The sequence below is a fragment of the Georgenia sp. Z1491 genome, from assembly GCF_057652395.1.
The window spans coordinates 3,028,243-3,054,068 of the sequence record NZ_CM172729.1 but is presented as its reverse complement, the minus strand read 5'-3'; the positions used below and the strand labels follow the sequence as shown (position 1 = coordinate 3,054,068).

22 protein-coding genes are annotated in these 25,826 nt (G+C 73.5%); 14 read left to right on the top strand and 8 right to left on the bottom strand.

The genetic code is table 11. The annotated features are described in order from the left end of the window. Window positions 1-2: 2 nt before the first annotated feature. Together AC24HA_RS14080 and AC24HA_RS14075 are read left to right on the top strand one after the other, a co-directional pair. Window positions 3-659, top strand: coding sequence for a TetR/AcrR family transcriptional regulator (locus tag AC24HA_RS14080; protein WP_425709850.1), 657 nt, complete (start codon window positions 3-5; stop codon window positions 657-659). Window positions 660-936: 277 nt separating this feature from the next. Beyond that, window positions 937-1,557, top strand: coding sequence for a 2'-5' RNA ligase family protein (locus tag AC24HA_RS14075; RefSeq protein ID WP_425709849.1), 621 nt, complete (start codon window positions 937-939; stop codon window positions 1,555-1,557). On the opposite strand, the gene AC24HA_RS14070 is transcribed toward AC24HA_RS14075, so the two are convergent. Together AC24HA_RS14070 and aceA are read right to left on the bottom strand one after the other, a co-directional pair. Continuing rightward, window positions 1,524-2,351 carry a hypothetical protein gene (locus AC24HA_RS14070; protein WP_425709848.1) on the bottom strand — a complete coding sequence of 276 codons (828 nt, stop codon included), beginning with the start codon at window positions 2,349-2,351 and terminating at the stop codon, window positions 1,524-1,526. The two genes, AC24HA_RS14075 and AC24HA_RS14070, sit on opposite strands and share 34 nt — an antisense overlap. 57 nt (window positions 2,352-2,408) lie before the next feature. Continuing rightward, window positions 2,409-3,773, bottom strand: a complete 1,365-nt coding sequence (gene aceA, locus AC24HA_RS14065) for an isocitrate lyase (protein WP_425709847.1) — start codon at window positions 3,771-3,773, stop codon at window positions 2,409-2,411. A gap of 133 nt (window positions 3,774-3,906) precedes the next feature. Between aceA and AC24HA_RS14060 the strand changes: the two genes are divergently transcribed. Together AC24HA_RS14060 and lplAB are read left to right on the top strand one after the other, a co-directional pair. Beyond that, window positions 3,907-5,493, top strand: coding sequence for a helix-turn-helix domain-containing protein (locus tag AC24HA_RS14060; RefSeq protein WP_425709846.1), 1,587 nt, complete (start codon window positions 3,907-3,909; stop codon window positions 5,491-5,493). Between the two features lie 119 nt (window positions 5,494-5,612). After that, entirely contained in the window at window positions 5,613-6,665 is a 1,053-nt protein-coding gene (gene lplAB / locus AC24HA_RS14055) for a lipoate-protein ligase LplAB (protein WP_425709845.1), read from the top strand. Window positions 6,666-6,674: 9 nt separating this feature from the next. Here lplAB and pdxS read toward each other — a convergent pair whose 3' ends face one another. Beyond that, window positions 6,675-7,592, bottom strand: coding sequence for a pyridoxal 5'-phosphate synthase lyase subunit PdxS (pdxS, locus tag AC24HA_RS14050; RefSeq protein ID WP_425709844.1), 918 nt, complete (start codon window positions 7,590-7,592; stop codon window positions 6,675-6,677). A gap of 86 nt (window positions 7,593-7,678) precedes the next feature. On the opposite strand from pdxS, the gene AC24HA_RS14045 reads away from it, so the two are divergent. Further along, window positions 7,679-9,040, top strand: a complete 1,362-nt coding sequence (locus AC24HA_RS14045) for an aminotransferase class I/II-fold pyridoxal phosphate-dependent enzyme (RefSeq protein ID WP_425709843.1) — start codon at window positions 7,679-7,681, stop codon at window positions 9,038-9,040. Window positions 9,041-9,047: 7 nt separating this feature from the next. Here the strand turns inward: AC24HA_RS14045 and AC24HA_RS14040 are convergent, their stop codons facing one another. Further along, a complete protein-coding gene (locus tag AC24HA_RS14040; protein ID WP_425709842.1) occupies window positions 9,048-9,848 on the bottom strand; it encodes a UbiA family prenyltransferase in 801 nt (266 codons plus the stop codon). A gap of 98 nt (window positions 9,849-9,946) precedes the next feature. Here AC24HA_RS14040 and AC24HA_RS14035 point away from each other — a divergent pair, with 98 nt between their 5' ends. The 5 genes from AC24HA_RS14035 to AC24HA_RS14015 all read left to right on the top strand — a co-directional run bounded on the left by AC24HA_RS14035 (window position 9,947) and on the right by AC24HA_RS14015 (window position 14,028). After that, a complete protein-coding gene (locus AC24HA_RS14035) occupies window positions 9,947-11,047 on the top strand; it encodes a type III polyketide synthase (protein ID WP_425709841.1) in 1,101 nt (366 codons plus the stop codon). Further along, window positions 11,044-11,601 carry an isoprenylcysteine carboxyl methyltransferase family protein gene (locus AC24HA_RS14030; RefSeq protein WP_425709840.1) on the top strand — a complete coding sequence of 186 codons (558 nt, stop codon included), beginning with the start codon at window positions 11,044-11,046 and terminating at the stop codon, window positions 11,599-11,601. The genes AC24HA_RS14035 and AC24HA_RS14030 overlap by 4 nt, the downstream gene beginning before the upstream one ends. Continuing rightward, entirely contained in the window at window positions 11,598-12,644 is a 1,047-nt protein-coding gene (locus AC24HA_RS14025; RefSeq protein WP_425709839.1) for an NAD(P)/FAD-dependent oxidoreductase, read from the top strand. The genes AC24HA_RS14030 and AC24HA_RS14025 overlap by 4 nt, the downstream gene beginning before the upstream one ends. A gap of 177 nt (window positions 12,645-12,821) precedes the next feature. Then, complete coding sequence (locus tag AC24HA_RS14020; protein ID WP_425709838.1) at window positions 12,822-13,589, top strand: GolD/DthD family dehydrogenase; 768 nt, start codon at window positions 12,822-12,824, stop codon at window positions 13,587-13,589. Window positions 13,590-13,737: 148 nt separating this feature from the next. Then, window positions 13,738-14,028: a hypothetical protein gene (locus AC24HA_RS14015; protein WP_425709837.1), complete on the top strand. Its 291-nt coding sequence runs from the start codon at window positions 13,738-13,740 to the stop codon at window positions 14,026-14,028. On the opposite strand, the gene uidA is transcribed toward AC24HA_RS14015, so the two are convergent. Next, a complete protein-coding gene (gene uidA, locus AC24HA_RS14010) occupies window positions 14,019-15,827 on the bottom strand; it encodes a beta-glucuronidase (protein ID WP_425709836.1) in 1,809 nt (602 codons plus the stop codon). The two genes, AC24HA_RS14015 and uidA, sit on opposite strands and share 10 nt — an antisense overlap. Window positions 15,828-15,939: 112 nt before the next feature. Between uidA and AC24HA_RS14005 the strand changes: the two genes are divergently transcribed. Both AC24HA_RS14005 and AC24HA_RS14000 read left to right on the top strand, forming a co-directional pair. Continuing rightward, the gene (locus AC24HA_RS14005) at window positions 15,940-16,698 is read left to right on the top strand and encodes a hypothetical protein (protein ID WP_487563523.1); all 759 of its coding nucleotides are present in this window, start codon (window positions 15,940-15,942) and stop codon (window positions 16,696-16,698) included. 109 nt (window positions 16,699-16,807) lie between these two features. Continuing rightward, the gene (locus AC24HA_RS14000) at window positions 16,808-19,066 is read left to right on the top strand and encodes an alpha-glucosidase (protein ID WP_425709863.1); all 2,259 of its coding nucleotides are present in this window, start codon (window positions 16,808-16,810) and stop codon (window positions 19,064-19,066) included. Between the two features lie 90 nt (window positions 19,067-19,156). Here AC24HA_RS14000 and AC24HA_RS13995 read toward each other — a convergent pair whose 3' ends face one another. Beyond that, window positions 19,157-19,918, bottom strand: a complete 762-nt coding sequence (locus AC24HA_RS13995; protein WP_425709834.1) for a YggS family pyridoxal phosphate-dependent enzyme — start codon at window positions 19,916-19,918, stop codon at window positions 19,157-19,159. A gap of 93 nt (window positions 19,919-20,011) precedes the next feature. Here AC24HA_RS13995 and galT point away from each other — a divergent pair, with 93 nt between their 5' ends. Together galT and AC24HA_RS13985 are read left to right on the top strand one after the other, a co-directional pair. Continuing rightward, window positions 20,012-21,124, top strand: coding sequence for a galactose-1-phosphate uridylyltransferase (gene galT, locus AC24HA_RS13990; RefSeq protein WP_425709833.1), 1,113 nt, complete (start codon window positions 20,012-20,014; stop codon window positions 21,122-21,124). Further along, window positions 21,117-22,265 carry a galactokinase gene (locus tag AC24HA_RS13985; protein WP_425709832.1) on the top strand — a complete coding sequence of 383 codons (1,149 nt, stop codon included), beginning with the start codon at window positions 21,117-21,119 and terminating at the stop codon, window positions 22,263-22,265. The genes galT and AC24HA_RS13985 overlap by 8 nt, the downstream gene beginning before the upstream one ends. 34 nt (window positions 22,266-22,299) lie before the next feature. On the opposite strand, the gene AC24HA_RS13980 is transcribed toward AC24HA_RS13985, so the two are convergent. Next, window positions 22,300-22,893, bottom strand: a complete 594-nt coding sequence (locus AC24HA_RS13980) for a hypothetical protein (protein ID WP_425709831.1) — start codon at window positions 22,891-22,893, stop codon at window positions 22,300-22,302. Window positions 22,894-23,015: 122 nt separating this feature from the next. Further along, window positions 23,016-25,799 (bottom strand): DEAD/DEAH box helicase, encoded by a 2,784-nt coding sequence (locus AC24HA_RS13975; protein WP_425709830.1) that lies wholly within the window; start codon window positions 25,797-25,799, stop codon window positions 23,016-23,018. Between the last annotated feature and the right edge of the window lie 27 nt (window positions 25,800-25,826).

The following is a 25,826-nucleotide window of genomic DNA, read 5'->3' as shown; positions in this document are numbered from 1 at the left end:
CCGTGCCGAAGATCGTCGACCACGGCGCGCGTCGCGAGGAAGTCACCCGTGCGGCGCTCGAGCTCGTGGCCCGCGGTGGGCGGCGTGCGGCGACGGTGCGCGCGCTGGCGGACGCCACCGGCTGGTCCGCGGGGGCGGTGCGGCACTACGTCCCGTCCACGGCAGCCCTCGAGTCGCTCATGCTCGAGCACGTCGCAGGACAGGTGCAGCGCCGCGTCGGGGACGTCGTGCGAAACGGTCGCAACGACGGTCTCGACCCTGTCGAGCTGGTGGCCCACATGGTCGAGCAGATCCTGCCGCTGGACGCCGAGCGGGACGCGGAGCACCGCATCTGGCTCGCGCTCTACGTGGATCCCGGCATCGCGGCCGAGGAACTGAGCTGGGCCTGGACGGGCAAGCGGATGTTCCACCGTCAGCTAGTCCTCCTGCTCGCGGGTGCCGAGACCGTCCCCGACTACCCGGAGGAACTTCCTCGGGAGCAGGAACGACTGGCAGGACACCTCCACGCCTTCATCGACGGACTCGCCCTGCGCCTCGCGAGCGGCTGGGTGGAACCGCGACCGCCGCAGGAGGACCTGAGGGACATGCTGCGCGTGCTGGCCGCGCGGTCCGTCGAGCTGGGGAAGGTGTCCTCGGCGCCGTCGCCCGCGCAGGGCTGAGCTGCGCGTCAGTGACCCGAGACCCGAGCGTGACGCTGACCCGACGGGCCTCCGCGCCGTGATCTGGCCGCAGCGTCGTGACCGTGTGTGTGCCGGCGAGCGATCGCTGCTGACCGCGTGCGCTGCTCGAGAGCCTGGCTCGATGACCGGCCTCGACATCGAGGCGGCCACGCGACGGACCGGCTGACGGACCCCCCACGCCCGTCCACGCGTACGACCCCTTTCAGCCCAACGATTCGGATGGACGCCGGCGCCCGGCGGGGGAGAGGCTGACCCGATGCGCCTCTTCGCTGCGATCCGGCCGCCCGCCGAGGTGCTCGACCACCTCGAGCTGCCGCTGACCAACCTCCGTCTCGGCGCTGGCGCGCCCCTGCGCTGGGTGCCGGTCGACCAGCAGCACGTCACCGTGGCCTTCTACGGCGAGGTGCCCGACGGCGCGGTCGGCGACGTCGCCGATTCACTCGCCGAGGCCGCCGCCCGGCACGCCCCGCTCGACCTGCGCCTGCGTGGTGGCGGGTCCTTCTCCGGCCGCATCCTGTGGGTCGGCGTCGGCGGGGAGACCGCGCGGCTCACCGTGCTCATGGCCGACGCCGCCGACGCCCCCTACGTCCGCCCGCCCGACCCGGAGGACCAGGACGACGACGAACCGGGAGCGCCCGCGCGCGGCAACGGCCGCGGTCGCCAGGAGCGTCGCCGTGCCCACCTCACCGTCGCGCGCGAGTCGCGCCGATCGCGCGGGACCGACATGGCCGGCCTCGCCTCCGCCCTCGCGGTCTACGAGGGTCCCACCTGGCGGGCGGACGCCGTCGAGCTCGTCTCCTCCCGGCTCGGCGAGGGACCCGCTGGTGGGCCGCTCCACCAGGTTCAGGCCGTGATCCCGCTGGCCGGCCCCGCGTAGCGGCGCCGCCACATCTCGGCGGCCCGCTCCGGGAGACCTCGAACGGACGTCGACGTCGGACCGACCTCCCCGCATCCCGCGTGCACCTGGGCGGTACGCGCGCGGAGGTCGGCCGCCTCCGCGATCAGCGCGTCGACGTCGCCGATCTCGACGGCGGTGGCCCGCTCGCGCAGCTCGAAGAGGATCTCCTCCGCCTCGAGGCCGGCAGCGACGCTGTCGAGGACGATCCGCACCCTGACCGAACCGCGCGCCAGCCCCAGCCGGTCCTCCGCGACGGTCAGCACGTCGTGCCACAGCCGCGCCTCCCGGTGGCACTGGAGACCCGTCGGTCGGATCTCGAGCCCGGGACCGTGGGCGAGGCGGGCACGGGCGTCGAAGACGTGCAGCCCGACGTCGACGAGGGTCGCGGACGCCGGACGGCCGGCGACCTCGAGGCGCTCCTCGACGGCCTCCCAGCCCCGGGGTCGCGCGACGACGGTGGTCCGGCCGGAGGTTTGGCGAACCCGCCACGTCGGGTCCTCGCGCACACGGCGCGCCTTGGGCCCGGGGCCGAGCAGGGCGCCGTCCGCCGCGGACTGCCCGCGGCGCCTCCGCTCGGCCAGGAGCTCGCCCCGCTCGCCGTCGAAGCGCGCGTGGAGGGCTCCGATGAGGGCGAGGGCGTCGGGTGAGGGGACCCGCCTGGAGTCACGCCGCACGCCGACGACGACGGGTGGCGCACCGGTGGTGCGGGTGTTCGCCGTCGGGCGGGGGATCGTGGTGGCGCCGTGTGCGGGCCGGGTGTCGGTGAGGGTCATGGCTGTGGCTCCTTGCGCGTGGTGCGTCGGTGGGGTGTCGGTCGGGCGACGTCGTCGTCAGTGGAACTGCTGCTCCTCGGTGGACCCGCGCAGCGCGAGGGTCTCGCCCGTCGGGTTGAGCGCGGTGGCGACGAGGTCGAAGTAGCCGGTGCCGACCTCGCGCTGGTGCCTCGTCGCGGTGTACCCGTCGGCCTCGGAAGCGAACTCACGCTCTTGGAGCTCGACGTAGGCGGTCATCCCCTCGTGGGCGTAGCCGCGAGCGAGCTCGAACATGCCGTGGTTGAGCTGGTGGAAGCCCGCCAGGGTGATGAACTGGAACCGGTAGCCCATGGCGCCGAGCTCGCGCTGGAAGCGGGCGATCGTCTCCTCGTCGAGGTGCGCGCGCCAGTTGAACGACGGCGAGCAGTTGTACGCGAGCATCTGGTCCGGGTGCTCCGCGTGAACGGCCTCGGCGACCTCGCGGGCGTGGTCGAGGTCCGGCGTGGAGGTCTCGACCCACAGCAGGTCCGCGTAGGGCGCGTAGGCCAGGGCGCGGGCGATGACGGCCTCGGTCCCGGCGCGGGTCCGGTAGAAGCCCTCCGCCGTGCGCTCGCCGGTGGTCAGCCGCGCGTCCCGCGGGTCGATGTCCGAGGTGATGAGCGTGGCCGCGAGCGCGTCCGTGCGGGCGACGATCAGCGTGGGCACGCCGAGGACGTCGGACGCGAGCCGGGCCGCCCCCAGCGTGCGCACGTGCTGCGCCGTGGGGACGAGGACCTTGCCGCCCAGGTGCCCGCACTTCTTCTCCGACGCGAGCTGGTCCTCGAGGTGGACCCCGGCCGCGCCGGCCGTGATCAGCGCCTTGGTCAGCTCGAACGCGTTGAGCGCGCCGCCGAAGCCGGCCTCGGCGTCGGCCACGATCGGGGCGAGCCAGTCGAAGCCCGGGTCCGTGCCCTCGGAGAAGGAGATCTCGTCCGCCCGCAGCAGGGCGTTGTTGATCCTGCGCACGACGCTGGGGACGGAGTTGACGGGGTACAGCGACTGGTCGGGGTAGGTCTGGCCGGCTGAGTTCCCGTCCGCCGCGACCTGCCAGCCGGAGAGGTAGATCGCCTCGAGGCCGGCGCGAACCATCTGCGTGGCCTGGTTGCCGGTGATCGCGCCGAGGGCGTGGACGTAGTCGCGGGTGTGCAGGAGCTCCCACAGGCGGTCCGCTCCGCGCCGGGCGAGGGTCGGCTCCTCGCGGACGGTCCCGCGCAGGCGCACGACGTCCTCGGCCGTATGGTCGCGCCGCACGCCGGACCAGCGTGGGTTGCTCGCCCAGTCCTGGGCCAGGTCGGCGGCCTCGGAGCGGATGCGGCCCTCGATCGACCGGGGGTGGCCGGTGCGGGGTGCAGCGGCGCCGGTGGTCCCGGTGGTCCCGGCTGTGGTCTCGAGAACGGTGCTCATGGGATGCCTCTTCCTCGTGGCTCTCCGCGGAGATCGGGTGAAATCCGCGATGAGTACACGTTCGCGAGCGGTGGCCGTCCCATCCAGCACGGATCTGTGTAAAGTTCGAGCGATCTTCACCGAGGGAGAAGAGATGGCCGCGCGCACACGCATCACCACGCCCGACGACGCCGGAGCCGCTCGGCGGCCCGCCGCGTCGCCGGCCGGACCGGGGGACCCCGGCGAGCCGGACACTCAGGGGAGCGCGGCCGGGACCGGAGCACGGGCCGAGCCACGCGCCGGCGACGACGGGCTCGACCTCGCCGTCCTCGGCCGGCGCATCCGGCACGCGCGCCAGGGCGCCGGCCTCACGCTCGCCGACCTGGCGGCACGCGTGGACCGGGCGCCGTCGCTGCTCTCCCAGATCGAGAACGGACGGCGCGAGCCCCGCCTCGCGCTCGTCCACGCGATCGCGCGCTCCCTCGACGTGCCGGTCGCTGACCTCATGCGCGCCGAGCCGCCGACCCGGCGCGCCGCCCTCGAGCTCGCCCTCGAGCGCGCCCAGGCCGACCCGACCTACGCCTCGCTCGGACTGCCCTCCGTGCGCGCCACCGCGAAACTGCCCTCCGACGCGCTCGAGGCCCTCGTCGGCCTGCACGCCGAGCTCGCCCGCAGCGCCACGGTCCGCTCGGCCACGCCGGAGGAGGCCCGACGCGCGAACGCCGAGCTGCGCGCCACGATGCGGGGGCGGGACAACTACTTCGCGGAGATCGAGCAGGTCGCGGCGGCGATCTCGGAGGCGGTCGGCCACCGGGGCGGACCGCTGACCGACCGCGGGGTCTCCGCCGTCACCGCGCACCTCGGCTTCACGATCCACCGCACCGACGACCTGCCCCGCTCCACGCGTTCGGTCACCGACCTGCACCACCGCAGGATCTACCTCCCGATCACGGCCCGGGGCGGTCACGACCCGCGCACGATCGTCCTGCAGACCCTCGGCCACTTCGCCCTGGAGCACGCCGACCCCCGCGGCTACGCGGAGTTCCTCGCTCAGCGGGTCGAGGCGAACTACTTCGCCGCCGCCCTGCTCGTGCCCGAGCGCTCCGCCGCCGACCTGCTCACCGCCGCCAAGAAGGAGCGGGACCTCGCGATCGACGACCTGCGCGACGCCTTCGCGGTCTCCTACGAGACCGCCGCGCACCGGTTCACCAACCTCGCCACCGAGCACCTCGGTCTGCCGGTGCACTTCCTGCGCGTCGGGGAGGACGGGGTGATCTACAAGGCCTACGAGAACGACGACGTCACGTTCCCCACCGACGTCACCGGCGCCGTCGAGGGTCAGATCGTCTGCCGGAGATGGGCCTCGCGCCGCGTGTTCGACAACGTCGACCGCTACGCCACCCACTTCCAGTACACGGACATGGGGCGGGGCACGTACTGGTGCACCACGCACGTGGAGCGCACCGACGGCGGGGACTTCGCGATCGACGTCGGCGTCCCGTTCGACCACGCGAAGTGGTTCCGGGGGCGCGAGACGTCCGTGCGGCAGAGGTCGAGCTGCCCGGACCCGGCGTGCTGCCGGCGCCCGCCGGCAGCGCTCGCGAGCCGGTGGAAGTCGCACGCCTGGCCGAGCGCCCGCGCGCACAGTCACCTGCTCGCCGCTCTCCCGCCGGGCACGTTCCCCGGCGTCGACGACACCGAGGTCTACGAGTTCCTCGATCGCCACGCCACCGGCGCGTGAGGCTCTCCCCCATGTCGTCGAGAGTGCGGTTCCTGGTCGTCGAGAGTGCGGGTGACCGCACTCTCGCGGTCGGAGAACCGCACTCTCGACGAATGTCAGGGGGTGCGTAGGCTCGAGGCGTGCATGGTGAGTACAAGGTCCCCGGAGGCAAGCTCGTCGTCGTCGACCTGGAGGTGGCCGACGGACGACTGACGGACGTCCACCTCGCGGGAGACTTCTTCCTCGAGCCCGACTCCGCGCTCGCCGAGCTCGACGCGGTCCTCACCGGGCAGCCGGAGTCGGCGTCGGCGGCGGACCTGGCTGCCGCCGCGGCGACGGTCCTCGACCGGCCGGACGTGCACCCGTTCGGCCTCACCGCCGAGGGCGTGGGCATCGCCGTGCGCCGGGCGCTGGGCCGCGCGATCTCCTGGGACGACCTGACCATCGAGCTCGTCCACGGGCCCACCCTCCACCCGGCCATGCACGTCGCGCTCGACGAGGTGATCCCCGGCGAGGTCGCCGCAGGACGGCGCGGCGCCGTCCTGCGGTTCTGGGAGTGGGACGCACCCCTGGTGGTCATCGGCTCGTTCCAGTCCGTGCGCAACGAGGTCGACGAGGCCGCCCTCGACCGTTACGGCATGTCCGTGGTGCGGCGCGTCTCCGGTGGCGGGGCGATGTTCATGGAGGCCGGCAACTGCATCACGTACTCGCTCGTGGTGCCGACCTCGCTCGTCGAGGGCCTGAGCTTCGAGCAGTCCTACGCCTTCCTCGACGCGTGGGTGCTCGACGCCCTGAAGGAGATCGGCGTGAACGCCCGGTACGTCCCGCTCAACGACATCGCGTCCGACGCCGGAAAGATCGGGGGAGCGGCCCAGAAGAGGTTCGCGTCCGGAGTGGTGCTGCACCACGTGACGATGAGCTACGACATCGACGCGCAGAAGATGCTCGACGTGCTGCGGATCGGCCGCGAGAAGCTCTCCGACAAGGGCGTGCGCTCGGCCGCCAAGCGCGTGGACCCCATGCGCAGCCAGACCGGCATGGCGCGCGAGGCGATCATCGAGTCCTTTCTCGACCACCTGCGGCTGCGGTACTCCACGGTCGAGTCGGGGCTCCACCCCGAGGAGCTCGAGAAGGCGCAGGCGCTCGTCCGGTCCAAGTTCACGGATGACACGTGGACCTACCGCGTGCCGTGACCGGCCCGCTCACCACCCGCGCTCGGCGAGCCGGTGCGGGGCCGGGAGGTCGGTCACGCTGATGCCGACCATCGCCTCGCCCAGGCCGCGCGAGACCTCTGCGACGACCGCCGGGTCGTCGTAGGCGGCTGTCGCCCGGACGATCGCCTTGGCGCGGGCGACCGGGTCCCCGGACGTGAAGATGCCCGAACCGACGAACACGCCGTCGGCGCCGAGCTGCATCATCATGGCGGCATCGGCGGGCGTGGCCACCCCGCCGGCGGTGAACAGCGGGACCGGCAGCCGTCCCGCCTCGGCCACCTTCACCACCAGGTCGTACGGGGCCTGGAGCTCCTTGGCCGCGAGGTAGAGCTCGTCCGCGGACCGCGCGCGCAGCGCGTTGATCTCGCCGATGATCTGGCGGATGTGGCGGGTTGCCTCCGAGACGTCGCCCGTCCCGGCCTCGCCCTTGGACCGGATCATCGACGCGCCCTCGGTGATGCGGCGCAGCGCCTCGCCCAGGTTGGTCGCCCCGCAGACGAACGGGACCGTGAAGGCCGTCTTGTCGATGTGGTGGGCGTAGTCGGCCGGCGAGAGGACCTCGGACTCGTCGACGTAGTCCACCCCGAGGTGCTGGAGGACCTGCGCCTCGACCATGTGACCGATGCGCGCCTTGGCCATGACGGGCACGGAGACGGCGGCGATGATCCCGTCGATGAGGTCCGGGTTGCTCATCCGGGCCACGCCGCCCTGTGCGCGGATGTCGGCCGGGACGCGCTCGAGCGCCATGACGGCGACCGCGCCCGCGTCCTCGGCGATCCGCGCCTGCTCGGGCGTGACGACGTCCATGATGACGCCGGCCCGCAAGGAGTTCGTGAGCTCCTCGGCAGGGCGCGCGGACGTCTCGCGCCCGGCGTGGGTGGTGGTCGAGGTGCTGGTGGCGGTCATGACGAACCTTCCGTGCGATGTGTAGACACGGCCGATGATTGGCCTAGGTCAAAAGCGTAACCCGTCCGCCACTAGGCTCGGACCCGATGACGACAGGTGAGATCGCCGGGGCCGCCGCGGGGCAGACCTCGGCGGAGATCCGGGGCGGGACGGCGGCGGAGATCGTCGACAGCGTGCGCGACCTCGTGGAACGCGGCGGCCTGCGTCCGGGCGTGCAGCTCCCGTCGGTGCGGACGCTCGCCGACCGGCTCGGCGTCAACCGCAACACGGTCGTCGCCGCCTACCGCCAGCTCGGGCAGGCCGGGCTCGTCGTCACCCGCGGCCGGGCAGGCACGCAGGTGGCAGGTCGCTCCGCCGTCGCGCAGGAGGGCTACGCCGCAGACACCGTCCTGCGCGACGTCGCCACCGGCAACCCCGACCCCGCGCACGTCCCCGACCCCGGTCCGGCGCTCGCCGCCCTGTCGAGCAGGCCCGTGATGTACGGCGAGCCCGTCGTCGACGCCGGGCTCGAGGACCTGGCGCGCGGCTGGCTCGACCCCGACGTCGGGGCCGCGGGGGAGCGCCGCCTCACGGTGACGAGCGGGGCTTTCGACGCCGTCGAGCGCCTCCTGGCGCAGGCGCTGACCCGGGACGACGCCGTCGCGCTCGAGGACCCGTGCTTCCTGGCCACCATCCGCACCGTGCGGCTCGCCGGGTACCGGCCCGTCCCGGTGCCGGTGGATGCGGAGGGGATGACCGTCGACGGGCTGCGGGCCGCCCTCGAGAGCGGCGTCCGCGCCGTCGTGTGCACGCCCCGGGCGCAGAACCCCACCGGCGCGAGCCTGAGCGAGTCGCGCGCGGCCGCGCTGCGCGAGCTGCTCGCGGAGCACCCCTACGTGCTCGTCGTCGAGGACGACCACTACTCGCTGCTGTCCAGGCGGCCGTTCCGCACGATCGTCGGCCCGGACCACCGGCGCTGGGCCCTGATCCGGTCGGTCTCCAAGTTCCTCGGCCCCGACATGTCGCTGGCCCTGACCGCCACGGACCCCGAGACCGCCGACCGCCTCGCGATGCGCCTGAGCCCCGGCACCACGTGGGTCAGCCACATCCTCCAGCGCCTCGCGCACGCACTGCTCACCGACGACGCCGCCCGGCGCACCATCGAGCGCGCGGCCGTCCACTACGCCGACCGCAACGCGGCGTTCACCGCCCGCCTGGCCGCGCACGGCATCGACGTACCTGGCTCCGACGGCCTCAGCCTCTGGGTGCCGCTGCCCGGGCCCGCCCGCGACGTGTCGGAGCACCTCATGCGGCGCGGCTGGCTCGCCCGCACCGGGGACGAGTTCGCGATCGACGACGCCGACCCGTCCTGGCACCTGCGTCTGACCGTGCACCACCTCGACGACGACGCCGCGCAGGCCCTGGCGGACGACGTCGCGGCGGCCTGCGGAGCGGTGGCGGGTCGCTGAGCGGCGGTCAGCTCCGCGCGACGAGCAGGACGACGTCCAGGAGCGCGATGACCAGTGCCGCGCGGAACGGCGCCCGCCCGCCGAGCACGAGCGCGCCGACCGACAGCAGCACGCTCATGGCGAGGACCGCCCATCCCCACCACGGACCGGTGCCGGCGGGCCCGAGCACGACGACCGCCGTGCCGGCGACGAGCGCGACGACCGCCAGCACGCTCGAGCGGCGGGCGCCGAGGCGGTGCGGCAGCCCACGCACGCCGGTGCGCGCATCGTCGTCGAGGTCGGGCAGCGTGTTGAGCAGGTGCGCGCCGAACCCCAGGACCGAGCCGACGACCATCACCCACCACGGCGGCATCGCCGGCGGATCGAGGGCGAGCCAGGAGAACGCGGGTAGGAGCCCGAACGCCACCACGTACGGCAGCCACGACCACACGGTGCGTTTGAGCCCGAGGTTGTATGCCCACGCGGCGGCGACGAGGGTCAGGTGCACGAGTCCGGCGAGCAGACCGACCGCCAGGGACAGCGCGACGCAGGCCGCCGAGGCGAGAACCAGCGCGCGGCGCAGCGCCGCCCGCGTGATCTCGCCGGTGACGAGCGGCTTGTCCCGGCGAGCGGTCGCCACGTCGCGGTCGGCGTCGACGAGGTCGTTCGACCACCCCACCGTGAGCTGCCCGGCGAGCACCGCGGTCGCGACGAGTGCCGCCTGCCCGGCCGAGTGCCCGGCCGTGACGGCCAGCAGCGCGGCGAGCACCGTGACGGCCGCGGTCGGCCCGGGGTGGCACGCCCGGACGAGCGCGACGGCGGTCCGCATGGGCCGAGCGTAACCAGCCGCCCACGTTCCCCCGCCGGCTACTGGCGGCCGCCGGTCACCATCGGGCAGCTCGACTACTGCGGCGTTAGCCTGGCGGGATGACCAGCGTCGTCGCTGTCGAACCCGTGCTGCCGGAGCACCGCTACGCGCAGCAGCGGCTCGCGGACGCCCTGGTCGAGGTCATCGGCGTCGACGGCGCCACCGAGAAGCTGCTCCGCAGGATCCACGCGAACTGCGGCGTCGACCAGCGTCAGGTCGCTCTGCCGCTCGAGGAGTACGCGGCCCTGACAGACTTCGGCGCCGCGAACGACGCCTTCATCGGCGCCGCGCTGGAGCTCGGCTCCGAGGCGGTGACCGGCGCTCTCGAGCGCGCCGGGCTGCGGCCCGGGGACGTCGACCTCGTCGTCTCCACCACCGTCACCGGGCTCGCGGTGCCGTCGATCGAGGCACGCGTCGCCGCGCGCGTCGGACTTCGTGACGACGTCGTCCGGGTACCGATGATCGGGCTGGGCTGCATGGGTGGCGCGGCCGGCATCGCGCGCGTGCACGACCTGCTGAAGGGGCGCCCGCGGGGCGTCGCCGTCCTGCTCTCCGTCGAGCTGTGCTCCCTGACGATCCAGCGTGGCGACGCCTCCCCGGCCAACCTGGTGGCGAGCGGGCTGTTCGGCGACGGCGCCGCCGCCGTCGTCATGGTCGGCGACGAGCACCCGCTCGCGTCCGGCGACGGTGCCGCCGCGCTGGACAGCGCCGCCGGCCCCGTCGTCGTCGACAGCCTGAGCCGCCTGTACGGCGGCACGCAGGACGTCATGGGATGGGACGTGCGGTCGACCGGTCTGCGGATCGTCCTCGGCGCCGAGGTGCCCGACCTCGTCCGCGGCCACGTGGGTGAGGACGTCGCCGCGTTCCTTCGGGACCACGGGCTCGGCGTCCGTGACGTCGGCTGGTGGGTGTGCCACCCGGGCGGCCCCAAGGTCATCGACGCGCTGGTCGAGGCGCTCGGCCTCGGCCCCGAGGCGCTCGCGCTGACCACCGACTCGCTGCGGCGCGTCGGCAACATGTCCTCGGCGTCGGTGCTGCACATCCTGCGGGACACCCTCGACCGGCGACCGCCCGCGCCCGGCTCGTACGGGGTGATGATGGCGATGGGCCCGGGCTTCAGCCTCGAGGTCGTGCTGCTGCGCATGCCGGAGGCACCGTGACCGGGACGAGCCTGCTGCTCTTCACCGCGCTCGTGCTCACTGTCGGCGCGGAGCGTGTGGCCGAACTCGTCGTCGCCAGGCGCAACGCGCGCTGGAGCTTTGCGCGCGGGGGGCGCGAGCACGGGGTCGGCCACTACCCGGTGATGGTGGTGCTGCACACGGGGCTGCTGCTCGGGTGCCTCGTCGAGGTGTGGACGCTCCGCCCCGACTTCGTGCCCGTCCTGGGCTGGTCGATGCTCGCGCTCGCCCTGGCGGCGCAGGGTCTGCGCTGGTGGTGCATCGCCTCGCTGGGGCACCAGTGGAACACCCGGGTCATCATCGTCCCCGGCCTGACGCTCGTGGCCCGCGGGCCCTACCGGCTGCGGTGGCTCAGGCACCCGAACTACGTGGCCGTCGTCGTCGAGGGGTTCGCGCTGCCGCTCGTGCACACGGCGTGGGTCACGGCGCTCGTGTTCAGCGTGGCGAACGCGGCGCTGCTGACCGTGCGGATCCGCACCGAGAACCGGGCGCTGACCGAGCTCGGCGACCCGACCGGTGTGGCCGGCCCGTCGTGACCCTCGACCTGCTCGTCGCCGGTGGGGGACCCGCGGGCCTCGCGACCGCGCTGCTCGCCGCCCGGGCGGGCCTGAGCACGGTGGTGATCGAACCCCGGGCCGGCGTCATCGACAAGGCCTGCGGCGAGGGGCTCATGCCGGCCGCGCTCAGCCGGCTGCTCGATCTCGGGGTCGAGCCTGCGGGACGGGAGCTCCGGGGGATCCGTTACTGCGCGGGGACGGTCACCGCCGAGGCGGACTTCGCCGACGGCGCTCCCGGACGCGGGGTGCGTCGCACGATCCTGCACGCGGCCCTGCTCGACGCCGTGCGGGAGGCGGGCGTGCCGATCGAGGCCGGGCGTGTGCGCGACGTCGTGGCGCACCGGGAGGGTGTCGTGGCCGACGGGCGCCCGGCGCGTCACCTCGTCGTGGCTGACGGGCTGCACTCGCCCCTGCGGCGAGCGCTGGGACTGGACGCGGCGGTCCGCGGCCCGCGCCGCTACGGGCTGCGGCAGCACGTGGCGGTGGCGCCCTGGACCGATCGGGTCGAGGTGCACTGGGCCGCCGACGCCGAGGCGTACGTGACGCCCGTCGGACCGGACGAGGTCGGGATCGCGATCCTCACCTCGACGCGGCGACCTTATGCGGAGCACCTCGCGGCGTTCCCGGAGCTGGTCGAACGCATCGGCGGCCCGGGTGCGGGCGGGGGAGGCCCACGTTCGTCCGTGCGCGGCGCGGGCCCGCTCGGGCAAGCCTCGCGGCGCCGGGTGGCCGGCCGGACGCTGCTGGTCGGTGACGCCAGCGGCTACGTCGACGCGCTCACGGGGGAGGGGCTGTCCCTCGCCCTGGCGCAGGCCGAGGCGGCGGTAGGCGCAGTGGTCGACGACGACCCGGAGCGGTACGAGCGGGAGTGGCGGCGGATCGTGCGCCGCCACCGGATTCTCACCCGGGCGCTGCTGACCGCGACCGGCGTGCCGGCCGTCCGACGACGGCTCGTGCCGCTCGCGCGCGCCCTCCCCGGCGTGTTCGGCGCGGCCGTCCGCGAGGTCGGCCGGGTGGGGTGAGCGACGTCGTCGGTGCTCGGCGCTCGGGGCTCGGGGCTCAGGGCTCGGCGCTCGGGGGCGTCCGGCGCGGGCCGTGAGCCGCGACGGTGCAGCGCCGGCTCCCGGATGAGACGGTGGGAGTGGCGCCGGTCGAGTGCCGGTCGCCGCGTCATCGCCGCCCGACCGAAGGAGACCCCCGTGTCCGAGACAGCTCCCACCGTCGACCTCGACTTCAACCTGGCAGGAAAGGTCGCTCTCGTCACTGGCGGCGCCGCCGGCATCGGCTCCGCGATCGTCGACGCGTATGCCGCCAAGGGTGCGCGTATCGCCGTCCTCGATCTCGACGGCGATGCCGCAGCCGCGAAGGTGGCCGACCTCGACGGCGGCGTGTCCCAGCAGTGCGACGTCTCCGACGAGGCCTCCGTCCGGCGGGCCGTGGACGCCGTCGTCGCCGAGACCGGCCGCATCGACATCCTCGTCAACAGCGCCGGCGTCGCGCTCCTCGGCCCCGCCGAGGAACTCTCCGTCGACGACTTCCGCACGACGATCAACATCAACCTCACGGGCTTGTTCGTCGTCGCGCAGGCCGTCGCCCGCCACATGCTCGAGGCCGGTCAGGGACGCGTCATCAACATGGCGTCCCAGGGCGGGAGCGTGGCGCTCGACCAGCACGTGGCGTACGGCGCCTCGAAGTTCGGCGTCATCGGCCTGACGAAGAACCTCGCCAACGAGTGGGGCGGCCGCGGGGTCACGGTCAACACGATCTCGCCGACCGTCGTCCTGACCGACATGGGCCGCAAGGCGTGGGCGGGCCCGAAGGGTGACGCGCACAAGGCCGAGATCCCGAACGGCCGGTTCGCGTACCCCGAGGAGATCGCCGCGGCCGCCGTGTTCCTCGCCTCCGACGCCTCGGCGATGATCAACGGCGCCGACCTCGTCGTCGACGGCGGGTTCACGATCCGCTGATGCGACGGCGGTCCCGCGAGGCTGGGGAGCAGCGGTGCCCGGCCGCGCCAGACGTGGTCCGGCCCACATCGCCCCGGCGCCGGGACGTTGTCCACAGCCGGGCGGCCGCCCCTCGATCGGGCCCGCGGACGGGGCTACTGTCGTGGGCATGACGTCGACGAGCATCGAGCAGAAGGTGCGCCAGCTGGACAACGACGTCGAGGCCATCTACGAGATGCTCTCGACCATTTCCCTCACCCAGCGGCGTCACACCAACCGCCTGGGCGAGATCAGCAACGACATCACCGCACACGGCGCTCGGCTCGACTCGATCGAGTCCAAGGTCGATGCGGTCGATGGCCGTGTGGGGTCGGTGGAGTCGAAGGTGGGCACGGTCGACACCAAGGTAGACGCGGTCGACACCAAGCTCGATCGCGTACTGGAGCTGCTTCAGCCCTGACGGTCGGCCGCGAGCCAGCGCCTGCGCAGGGCGTGCGCGGCGGTCTTCGGGCGGCGGTCACGGGTGAAGACGCCCTTCTTGTTGCCGCCGACCCGCATGACGCCGGCCTTCGTGGCGAAGTCGGCGAAGTTCCACACGTGCTCGCCGATGACGGCGTCGATCGAGTCGAACACCTTGTGGTTCATCTCCAGGTACGCGACCTGGTACTCCTCGCTCCACGGCTCTGCCGGCTCCGAGTGGAGTCCGGCCAGGGTGTCTGCGCCGTACTCGGTGACGATGATCGGCTTGCCGTCGCCCGCCCAGGCCTCCAGCTCAGCCGTCCATGCGCGCTCGGCGGCCGCCAGCTCCCCGGTGTGCACGTACCACCCGTAGTAGCGGTTGAGCATGAGGACGTCGGCGAACTGCGAGACCCGGCACTTCCCGTGGGGCGCGAGCATGACGTTGACGAAACCCACCGGGCGCGTCGGGTCCAGCTCGCGCGTGAGCGCGAACAGCGGCCGGAAGTAGTCCTCGGCCGGCTCCGTGTCCGACTCGGGCTCGTTGGCGATCGACCACAGCACGACGCTCGGGTGGTTCTTGTCCCGGTGGATCAGCTCCCGGATCGCCTGGGCGTGCACCTCGCGGCTCTCGTCGTTGATCGTCTCCGGTGAGAAGGTCGTGTAGCCCTGGGCGCCGAAGATCCCGCCGCCCAGGCCCATGTTCTGCCCGACGGCGGCGACCTCGTCGATGACCACCAGCCCGTGGCGGTCCGCGTGATCGAGCACGTCCTGGCTGTAGGGATAGTGCGACGTGCGCAGCGAGTTCGCCCCGATCCAGTGCAGCAGCTCGGTGTCATGGACGAGGTGGGCGTCCGAGTGCCCCTTGCCGATGACGTCGTGGTCCTCGTGCATGCCGAAGCCCCGGACGTAGAAGGGCTCCCCGTTGATGAGGAGCTCGGTGCCGCGCACCTCGACCGTGCGGATCCCGACGCTCTGGTGGTAGCTGTCGAGCACCTCCTCGCCGTCGACGATGCGCACCTCGAGGTCGTAGAGGTAGCCGTCGCCCGGCGCCCACCTGTGGACGTCGGGCACGGTGAGGGTGCCCGACGCACTGCCGGCGACGAGTGCCGCGTCCCCCTCCTCGACGACTCGGCCTGCGGTGTCGCGCAGGATGGCGGCAACCGTCGGTGTGGCCTGGGACGACGCGCGGACGGACCAGTCGACCGTACCCGTGGAGCCGTCCAGGCCGGTGACGACGGTGACGTCGGTGACGTGGTCGTGCGGCGTCGCGTGGAGCCGGACGGAGCGGTGCAGACCTGCGTAGTTGAAGAAGTCGTGCCAGTAGGTCTGGCGGCGTCCGTCCTCGGTGTCCTCGACGACGCCCGGCGGGATCGACCGGAAGCTCAGCTCGTTGTTGACCACGACCGTCAGGCGGAACGTCCCACCGGGGGTGACGTGCTCGGTGACGTCCGCCTCGAACGGCGTGTAGCCGCCCTCGTGGGAGACGACCTCGACGTCGTCGACCCAGACGGTCGCGCGGTGCGTGGCCGACTCCAGGTGCAGGACGATCCGCTCGCCCGCCCAGCCGCGCGGCACCCGGACGGTGCGCTGGTACCAGGCGTCGCCGACGTGGTTCTTGACGGCCGGGTCCGGCACAAGGTCGTTGTAGCTGGCGGGCACGGCCATGTCGCGGGCGTCGGGGAGCGGGCCGGCGAACCAGTGCTCGTCCCGGCCGCGGCCGTCAGGGTCGAGGGCGAAGTCCCAGATCCCGTCGAGTCGGCGCGAGTCTCGGGTGGCCGTGTCCTGCGGGCGGATCGTCATGGCGTCCCTTTCGTCGATCGTGTCGTGCCCAGGGTCCCCGCCAGTGTGTCGCGGGGCTGCGCCTGCCGCATGACAGGGGGCGACGCTTGAGCGAGCGGTGCAGGATGGAGAAATGGTGGACGAGCCGCACGACGCCGAGCAGGACGTCGATCGCGAAGTGGGCAGCCGCTTCGTCTGGGTGGAGGACGAGGTCACGATCACCTCGACCGCGCGCTCGATCCAGAAGCGGAAGGGCAGGGTCGACGCCGAGGTCGTGGCGGCAGTCGTACCCCTGTTGTCGCACGAGCGGCGAGTGTTCCACTCGGAGGCGGACTTTCAGTTCGCCCTCGGGATGGCCGTACGGGAGGAGACGGGGGCGCGTGTCCGGCTCGAGGTCGCTGTGAAGCCGGGTGTGCATCTCGACATGATGGTCACCGACTCGCAGACCGGCGCTCAGACGGCGGTGGAGCTCAAGTACCTCAAGGCCGCATGGCGTGGAACTGTCGACGACGAGCAGTATCAGCTGCCTGGTCACGACGCTCGGGACCTCGGCGGCTACGACTGCCTCAAGGACCTACGACGCAACGAGGACTTCGTGGCCGTGGAACAGGGGCGTTCCGCGCTGCTCGTTGTCCTCACCAACGACCCCGGCTACTGGTCGCCCCCTAAGAATGGCGGGACGACGAACGCCGAGGACTTCCGGATCCACGAGGGGGCGGTCATCGAAGGTGTCCGCGAGTGGGGGCCGGGCGCCGGTCCGGGCACGAAGAGCGGCGGCCGCGCAGCACCGATCGAGCTCCGCGGCACGTACCAGCCCCGGTGGCACGACTACTCCCGGCTCGACGGCCCGCGCGGCCTGTTCCGGTACACGACCCTAATCACGCGAACCTGACGGGAGATTGACCGATCAGCAGCGGCGATCCGAGCTACCCCGCCACGTACGATGTCTCGCGGTGCCCGATGGCGGGCGTTCACCGAGAATCGACGGAGCGCCCGTGCAGATGAGCCCACCGCGCAGGCAAATCAGGCGTCGCTGGATCGTCGTCGGCGTTCTCGGTCTGGTCATCGTGCTTGTGACCGCCGGCGTCCTGTGGCGCCTGCCGCCGCCGGCCACCGACCTCGCCGATCCGCCGCGGGGCGAGCTCGACGCCGGGGCCGGTGGCACGTGGGAGGTCGGGGGGTTCACCGTCGTCGTGGACGACGGCCTCACCGTCACGCACCCGGCCGCGGACGGGCCGGTCTGGTCCACGCCCGCGGGGGGCGCCTTCCTCACGGCCGCCGACGGCGATGCCACCTACCGCGACGACGTCGGACTGCTGAGGATCGCCGACGAGCACGAGGCGACCTGGACCGAGCAGAGCCTGACCGATGCCACGCTCGACGGCGAGGAGCTCCGGCTCAGCGGGCGGCTGAGCGGCGACGAGGGCGAGATCGGGTGGGAGCTCACGCTCGCCCAGGGGGCCGAGGAACGGCTCGACGTCGATGCCCGCCTCGTGACCCAGGGGCCCGCGCCGACCCGCCTCTACCTCACCGCTGCGCTCGCCGACGAGGAGAGCGTCCACGGCCTCGGTGCCCAGAGCGGCGAGTTCGACCTGCGCGGCCGACGCGTCCCCCTGATCTCTCGCGAGCAGGGTGTGGGGCGCGGGAACCAGCCGCTCTCCTTCGCCGTCGACATGGCCGAGGCGGCCGCGGGCGGGCAGGACACCACCTACCTCGTCAGCGGCGTCAACGTCACGAGCCGCGCGCGGAGCCTGGCCTACCGGGGCGGCCGGATCGCGAGCGTCGACCTCACCGGCGACGAGCTCGTGTGGGAGGTCTGGTCGGAGGAGGCGTCCTTCTCGGTCGCTGCCGCGGGGACGCCGCTCGAGGCCGTCGAGATCCAGTCCGGGTGGGCCGGGGCCGCCGAACCGCCGCCGGACTGGACGCAGGAGGGCGCCGTCGTCGGCCTGCAGGGCGGGACGGAGGAGGTGCGCGCGGAGCTGGAGGTGCTCCGGGGCGCCGGCGTGCCGGTCGCCGCCGTGTGGCTGCAGGACTGGACGGGTCGACGGGTGACCTCATTCGGTGACCGCCTCCAGTGGAACTGGGTGCTCGACGAGGAGCGCTACCCCGGATGGGACGAGCTCGTCGAGGAGCTGGCGGCTGACGGCATCCGCGTCCTCACCTACACCAACGCCTTCCTCTCCGCCGACAGCGGGGCCGCAGCCGCCGACCGTGGCGACCGGGACCTGCACGCTGAGGCAACCGAGCTCGGCCACCTCGTCGTCGGCCGTGACGGTGAGGTCGTCGAGCTCGACCAGCAGGGCTTCACCGCCGCCATGGTGGACCTGACCAGCCCGGAGGCCCGCGAGTGGATCGCCCAGGCGATCGCCGACGAGGTCGCAGGCGCGGGGGCGTCGGGCTGGATGGCGGACTTCGCCGAGGGCCCGCCGCCGGACGCCGTCCTGGCCGGCGGGACCGGCGAGGAGTGGCGGGCCGCATGGCCCGTGCTGTGGCAGGAGGTCAACAACCGCGCGCTCGAGCTGGCCGGTCTCGCCGAGGAGGGCCTCGTCTGGCACCGCAGCGGGCACTCCGCGTCCTCGGGATCCGCCGACGCGCTCTGGCTCGGCGACCAGCTCCAGGACTGGTCGGCCGAGGACGGGCTCGCCTCCGTGCCGGCGATGCTGCACGCCACTGCGGCGAGCGGGATGGCGCAGATGCACTCCGACGTCGGCGGCTACACCAGCCTCGCCCTGCCCGTGGTGCCGGACATCGGACGCGACGCCGAGCTCCTCGCCCGGTGGGGCGAGGCCTCCGTGCTCGGTCCGGTCTTCCGGACCCACGAGGGCAACCGGCCCGCCGACGTGGTCCAGGCCGCCGGCTCCGGCGAGACCGCCGAGGTGCTCGCATCGTCGGCGCGGCTGTTCGTCGCCCTCGGGCCGGAGCGCGCGCGGCTGACGGCGGAAGATCCGCTCGGGGCCGCCCAGCACCACCCGTGGATGGTGCACGGCGGCGACGAGCTGCTGGAGCAGGCCGGCGCGGAGCTCGCCATGGGGCCGGACGTGGTGCTCGCCCCGGTGCTGGAGCCGGGGGAGGACAGTGTCGACGTCGTGCTCCCGCCCGGCCGGTGGGTGCACGTCTGGAGCGGCGACGTGTACGGCGAGGACTCAGGTGTTGCCGAGGTCGAGGTCGACGCACCGATCGGTGAGCCGGCCCTGTTCGTGCGCGAGGGGAGCGCGGTGGCCGAGGAGACGGCGGCGTTCGTCGCTGCGGAGCGCGGCTGAGACCTGCGGGACGATCGGCGGGCACGTGCGGGGCAGAACCCCGCTCACTCGCGGGGCGGACCCGCGCTCATTCGTCGGGCGGAACCCCGCTCACTCGTGAGGATCGGGGCGGGCAGGCGCGGGGCGGGGGCCGAAGACCGCCGTGCCGACGCGGACGATCGTGGCGCCGGCGGCCACGGCCGGCTCGATGTCGCCCGACATCCCCATGCTCAGCTCGAGCGCGCCGAGCCCGCCGACCTCCTGACCGATGCGCTCGCGCAGCTCGGCGAGCTCGGTGTACGAGGCGCGCACGAGCCCGGCGTCGGGACTGTTCGCGCCGATCGTCATCAGACCGGTGAGCCGCAGGTGCGGGCGCTCGCCGACGTACGCGGCGAGGTCGACGGCCGACTCCGGGTCGACGCCGTGCTTGGTCGGCTCGCGGGAGGTGTTGACCTGGATCATGACGTCGAGCGGCCGCGGCTGCCGACGCGGGCCGATACCCTCACCGGCGTCGAGGCGGCGCCCGACGGCCTCGTCGATCTTCCGCGCCCGCCTGGTCGACTCGATCGACTGCACGCACGTCGTCCACGGCAGGGCCGCGTTGATCTTGTTCGACTGCAGGTGCCCGATGAGGTGCATCTCGTGGCCCAGCACGTCCGGGGCGGACAGCGCGGGCCCGGAGCCCGCGAGCTCGTCGACCCGGTTGTGGCCGAGGACCGTCGCGCCGGCGTCGAGCGCGGCCAGGATCTCCTCCGTCGGCTGCGTCTTCACCGCGACCAGGATGCGCACCTCCCGCGGGTCTCGGCCGGCGTCGGTCGCCGCGGACACCACGCGCTCGCGCACGGCGCGCATCCGCGCGGTCAGGTCGGTCATCGGGGCACCATATCGCCGCCGGGGCGTCCGGTCCGACGCTCTCCGTCGGCGAAGCGGTAGCGTCGTCGCCCGACACCCCAGGTGAGGACGGGCATGACGACGATGACGCGGACGACGCTCGCGGACGGCCGCGAGCTGATCTACTTCGATGCGCACGGTGCACCCCGGCGGGAGCCCGGCCCGGACCGGCGGCCGCTCGACCCGCGCCCCGCCACGCCCCGGCTGCGACGAGACCCGCTCACCGGCGACTGGATCACCGTGGCGACGGCGCGGCAGGGCCGGGCGCACCTGCCGCCGCCCGAGTTCGACCCGCTCGCACCGCAGGCGCCCACCAACCCGAGCGAGATCCCGGACGACTACGAGGTGGCGGTGTTCGAGAACCGCTCGCCCTCCTTCGGGCCGGGACTCGGCGAGGCGGAGGAGACCCACGGGCTCGAACGGGCGAGGGACGCGTTCGGCAGGTGCGAGGTCGTCTGCTTCAGCCCCGACCGCACGGGCTCGTTCGCCACGCAGACGGAGGCCCGGGCCCGCACGATCATCGACGCCTGGGCGCAGCGCACCGAGGAGCTCGGCGCGATGGAGGGCGTCGAGCAGGTCTTCGTGTTCGAGAACAGGGGGGTCGAGATCGGCGTGACCCTGCACCATCCGCACGGTCAGATCTACGCCTACCCCTACGTCACGCCTCGCACGCGGCTGCTGCTCGACCGGGTCCGGGAGCACGGCGGCGACCTCCAGGGCGACGTGCTCGAGCGCGAGCTGGCGGGACCGCGCGTCGTGGCCCGGACCGAGAGGTGGGTGGCCTACGTGCCCTTCGCCGCCCGCTGGCCGATCGAGCTCCACGTCCAGCCCCGGCGCAAGGTCCCCGACCTCGCGGCCACCGACGACGCCGAGCGCGACGAGCTCGCCGGCCTCTCCTTACGGCTGCTGCGCGCGGTCGACGCGCTCTACGACACCCCGACGCCGTACATCGCCGCGTGGCACCAGGCGCCGGTGCGCGAGGGGCGCGACGACGTCCGCCTGACCTGGCAGATCACGTCGCCGCGGCGGGCGGCGGACCGGCTCAAGTACCTCGCGGGCTCCGAGGCCGCGATGGGCGCCTGGGTGGGCGACGTCGTCCCGGAGGCCGGCGCCGAGCGTCTCCGTGAGGCCCTGGCACGGGTCGACGCCGACAGGGCGGCCCAGCGCGGGGGTGAGGCGGGTGCGTGAGGAGTTCGCCGCGGCGTTCGGTCGCGAGCCGCTCGGGATCTGGTCGGCCCCCGGGCGCGTCAACCTCGTCGGCGAGCACACCGACTACAACGGCGGCGCCAGCCTCCCGTTCGCCATCGACCGCAGGGCCCGGATCGCCGTGGCCCCGCGGGAGGACCGGGTGGTGCGGGCCGGCACGACTTTCTCCCCGGGCGTCGTCACCCACGACGTCGGGGCTCTCGCAGGTGGAGCGGAGCGCCCGACCGGGTGGAGCGCCTACGCGCTGGGGGTGGTGTGGGCGCTCGGCGAGGTGCGTGCGCTCGACGTCCTGCCCGGGTTCGACGCCTGGATCGACTCCGACGTCCCCGTCGGTGTCGGCGTCTCGTCCTCCGCTGCGATCGAGGCCGCCGTGTGTGTCGCGCTCGACGCGCTCTGGGGCCTGGGCCTCGACCGGCCGACAATGGTGCGCGTGTGCCAGCGGGCCGAGAACGTCGTGGCCGGAGCACCGACCGGCACGCTCGACCAGTCCGCGGCGTTGCTCACCCGCGCCGGCGCCGGCATCCTGCTCGACTTCGGCCGGGGCACGGTGGCAGAGGTGCCCCTCGACCTCGTCGGGGCGGGACTCGAGGTCCTCGTCGTCGACTCGACGGTGCGGCACGACCATGCCACCGGCGGCTACCGGGAGCGCCGGGCCGAGTGCGAGCGGGCGGCGGAGCTCGCCGGCGTCGAGCACCTGGCGCAGGTCGCTCCCGGCGACGTGGCCGGTTGGGCGGGACGGATGCCCGACGCCGAGCACCGCCGGATGCGGCACGTCGTGACCGACACCGCCCGCTGCCACGAGGTCGCACGCCTCCTGGGGGAGGGGGCACCCCGGGCGGTCGGCCCGCTCCTCACCGAGGCGCACGCCTCCCTGCGGGACGATTTCGAGGTCTCGGTGCCCGCGATCGACGCCGCCGTCGACGCCGCGGTCGCCGCCGGCGCGCACGGTGCCAGGCTCACCGGGGGCGGCTTCGGCGGGGCGTCCATCGCGCTGGTGGACGCGTCCGAGGCCGAGCGCATCGCGTCCGAGGTCGACGAGGCGGTGGTACGGGCGGGCTTCCCACGTCCCGAGATCTTCCCCGTCGTGCCGAGCGGCGGCGCGCGCCGGGACGGCCTCGGCTGAACGATCGGTCGACCGCACGAGGCGGGCCGGCGGCTCAGTCGTCGAGCAGCCAGTGGTGGCGCATCCCCAGCGCGCGCTCGAGCGCGGCGAGGGCGCCGCCGATGGTCAGGAGCGTGTTCAGCCAGCCGGGGAGCGACACCGGCGAGGTGAAGTCGAACCATCCCGTCCAGACGCTCACCAGCTGGAGCAGCTGGGGGGCCTGCAGGATCAGCGCGATGACGAGGAGCGTCCACGACGCCGCCACAAGGAGCCGGCTCAGCCCGGGCTGCTGGCGCTCGAGGTCGGCCCGCCAGCGCTCCCCGGTGCCGGGTCGCGGCTCGAGCCGGATCTCGTTCCCCACGGCGTCGACGAGGTGCGCGCGCCTGATCCCGTACATGCTCCAGGCGACCTCGACGCGGTGCCGGGGCGGGATCTCGAAGGTGGACCGACCGCGCTGGATGCGGTCCTGCGTACCGTCGCGGTACAGACGAACCTTTTCGTCGAGGTCGAACAGGTCGACGTCGACGTCCCACGTGACGCCGAAGACCGTGATCCCGAGCTGGGAGCGCCAGAGCCACTGCCACCCGGTCACCCGACGCAGCGCGCTGCCGTCGCCCGGTTGCTCACCCTTCGGTCCGTTCCTCGCCATGGGCCCAGTCAAGCGGCGGGCGGGCGGGTGGTCGTCCGCCCTTCGACGGACCTTGCCCGTGGTCCGTCCGACCGACCCGACGACGAGCCGCACCCCCGTCGGGTGGGGCGTCGTGGCGGCACTCAGCCCGCGGCGGCCACCCGCACGACCGCCAGCACCACGCGCCCCGCCTCGTCGGACGCGGCGAGGTCGACGACCGCGGTGAGCGCCCAGTCCAGCTCCTCGTTCTCGTCGACGAGCCGCTGGGTGACGAGCCACCAGCGTCGCTCGCCCGGCTCCGGCGCGACCTCGGCATCGACGCCGGCCAGCTCGAGGTCGGCGTCGTCGGGGTCGATCGTCACGGTGACCACCTGGCGGCTGGTCGCGTCCGGCCCGGTCGACAGCCACTCGTGCGCGTCGTAGAAGTCGTCGAGCACGTGCGTCCAGTCGTCCTCCGTGACCGGCGCCGACGGGGCGAGGCGAGCCCCGCCGTCGGGTGCGTGCCAGCCCGACCCCGACGCGAGGCGGGCGAGCGCGTCGGGGGCGTCGTTGGCCATCTGCCGGACGTAGGCGGTACTCGCACGCAGGACGGCCGAGCGGAAGGCGTGGGTGTTGCGGGTGAGCGCCACGTTCCCGTCGGCGTCGGCCCCGAGCCGAGGTTCCTCCGTGCCGCCCTCGGCGCGGGCCGCCGTGCTCTCGTCGCCCGGGTCGACGGTGCCGTCCGCGAGCGCGGACCACTCGTCGAGCAGGGAGGAGTCGACGGCGCGGACCATCGCCCCGAGCCAGTCGACGATCTCCGTGACGTTCTCGGTGCGGTGCGCGTCGGGGACGACCTGCCGCAACGCCCGGTAGGCGTCGGTGAGGTAGCGCAGCACCACGCCCTCGGACCGGCCCAGGTCGTAGCGGGAGATGAGCTCGGAGAACGTCATCGCGCTCTCGATCATCTCGCGCACCACCGACTTCGGGGCGACCTCGAGGTCCGCGACCCACGGGTTGGACTGCCGGTAGGTGGCGAGAGCGGCGGTGAGGATCTCCTCGAGCGGCTTGGGCCAGGTGACATCCTCGAGGGCCTCCATCCGTTGCTCGTACTCCATGCCCTCCGCCTTCATCGCGGCGATGGCCTCACCGCGGGCCGCCCGCTCCTGCCCGTAGAGGACGGGCCGGGGGTTCTCCAGGGTCGCCTCGACCACGGAGACGACGTCGAGGGCGTGCAGCTCGTCCTCGACGTCGAGGAGGTCGATCGACGCCAGCGCGAACGGGGCGAGCGGCGCTGTGAGGGCGAAGTTCTTCGGCAGGTCGAGGGTGAGCCGCACGTACGGCTCACCGGGGTGCGCGCGGCGCCACTGCGCGCCCCGGTGCTCGACGACGCCGGCGAGGCGCAGCGACCGGTAGATCTCGATCGCCCGGCGCACGTGCATGTTGCGGGGCGTGTCGGGCTCGTGGTTGTCCGTGAGCAGCCGGTACGCGGCGGCGACCGGGTCCCCGGGGCGGGCCAGCAGCGACAGAACCATCGTGTGGCTCACCTGGAGCTGGCTCGTCAGCCGCTCGGGGGTGGCCTCGACGAGCCGGTCGTGCGTCTTCTCGGTCCAGTTGACCAGACCCGGCTCGGGCTTCTTGCGCACGATGCGCTTCTTCTTGGTCTCGTCGTCCCCAGCGCGCGCGAGCAGGCGCGCGTTCTCGATCTCGTGCTCCGGGGCCTGGGTGAGGACCTCGCCGGAGGTGTCGAACCCGGCACGGCCGGCCCGGCCGGCGATCTGGTGGAACTCGCGCGCGGAGAGGTGGCGCATGCGCTCGCCGTCGAACTTCGTCAGCGCCGTGAGCACCACCGTGCGGATGGGCACGTTGATCCCGACGCCGAGCGTGTCGGTCCCGCAGATGACCGGCAGCAGACCCCGCTGGGCGAGGCGCTCCACGAGGCGGCGGTACCGCGGAAGCATCCCCGCGTGGTGCACACCGATGCCCTTGCGCAGCAGGCCGGACAGGGTGGCGCCGAACCCGGTCCCGAAGCGGAAGTCCCCGATGGCGTCGGCGATCGCGTCGCGCTGCTCGCGCGAGGCGATCTTCACCGAGGTCAGCGCCTGGGCGCGGGTGACGGCGTCCTTCTGGGAGAAGTGGACGACGTAGGCGGGCGCCCGGTGCGTGGCGGTGAGCTCGACGAGCAGGTCCTGCAGCTGCTGGACGGACCACGTGAAGGTGAGCGGCACGGGGCGCACGGCGTCGTCGACGACCTCGACGTCCCGCCCCGTGCGGCGGGTGAGGTCCTCCGCGAGCCAGGTGACGTCGCCGAGCGTGGCGGACATCAGCAGGAACCGGGCGCGGGGCAGCTCGAGCAGGGGGATCTGCCAGGCCCCGCCGCGCTGGGGGTCCGCGTAGTAGTGGAACTCGTCCATGACGACGGTGGCCTCCGCCGTCGGACCGTCCGGCCCCTCGCGCAGCGCCGTGTTCGCGAGGATCTCCGCGGTGCAGCAGATGATCGGGGCGTCGGGGTTGATCGAGCTGTCGCCGGTGACCATGCCGACGTTGGTCGCGCCGAACAGGGCGACGAGCTCGAAGAACTTCTCCGACACCAGTGCCTTGATGGGGGCGGTGTAGACCCCGGGGCGGCCCTGGGCCAGCGCGTGCGTCAGCGCCCCGACGGCGACGAGCGACTTGCCCGAGCCCGTCGGCGTCGCGAGGACCACGTGCGCGTCGGTGGCGAGCGCGACGAGGGCCTCCTCCTGGTGCGGGTAGGGCTCCCGGCCGGTTGAGGAGACCCAGTGAAGGAAGCTCTCGAGGATCGCGTCGCCGTCGGGCGTGGCCCCGCCGGCCTCGTCCTCGAGGCGGTCGAGGAGGAGGTTGAGCGGCGGCCCGCCGGGGACCTCGTCCGACGCCGGGGCCTCCGGCGCGGGTGCGGTCGCGTCCGTGGTGGGCTCGGGGGAGGTGGTCACCCGCCCAGGGTGTCACGCCGCCTCCGA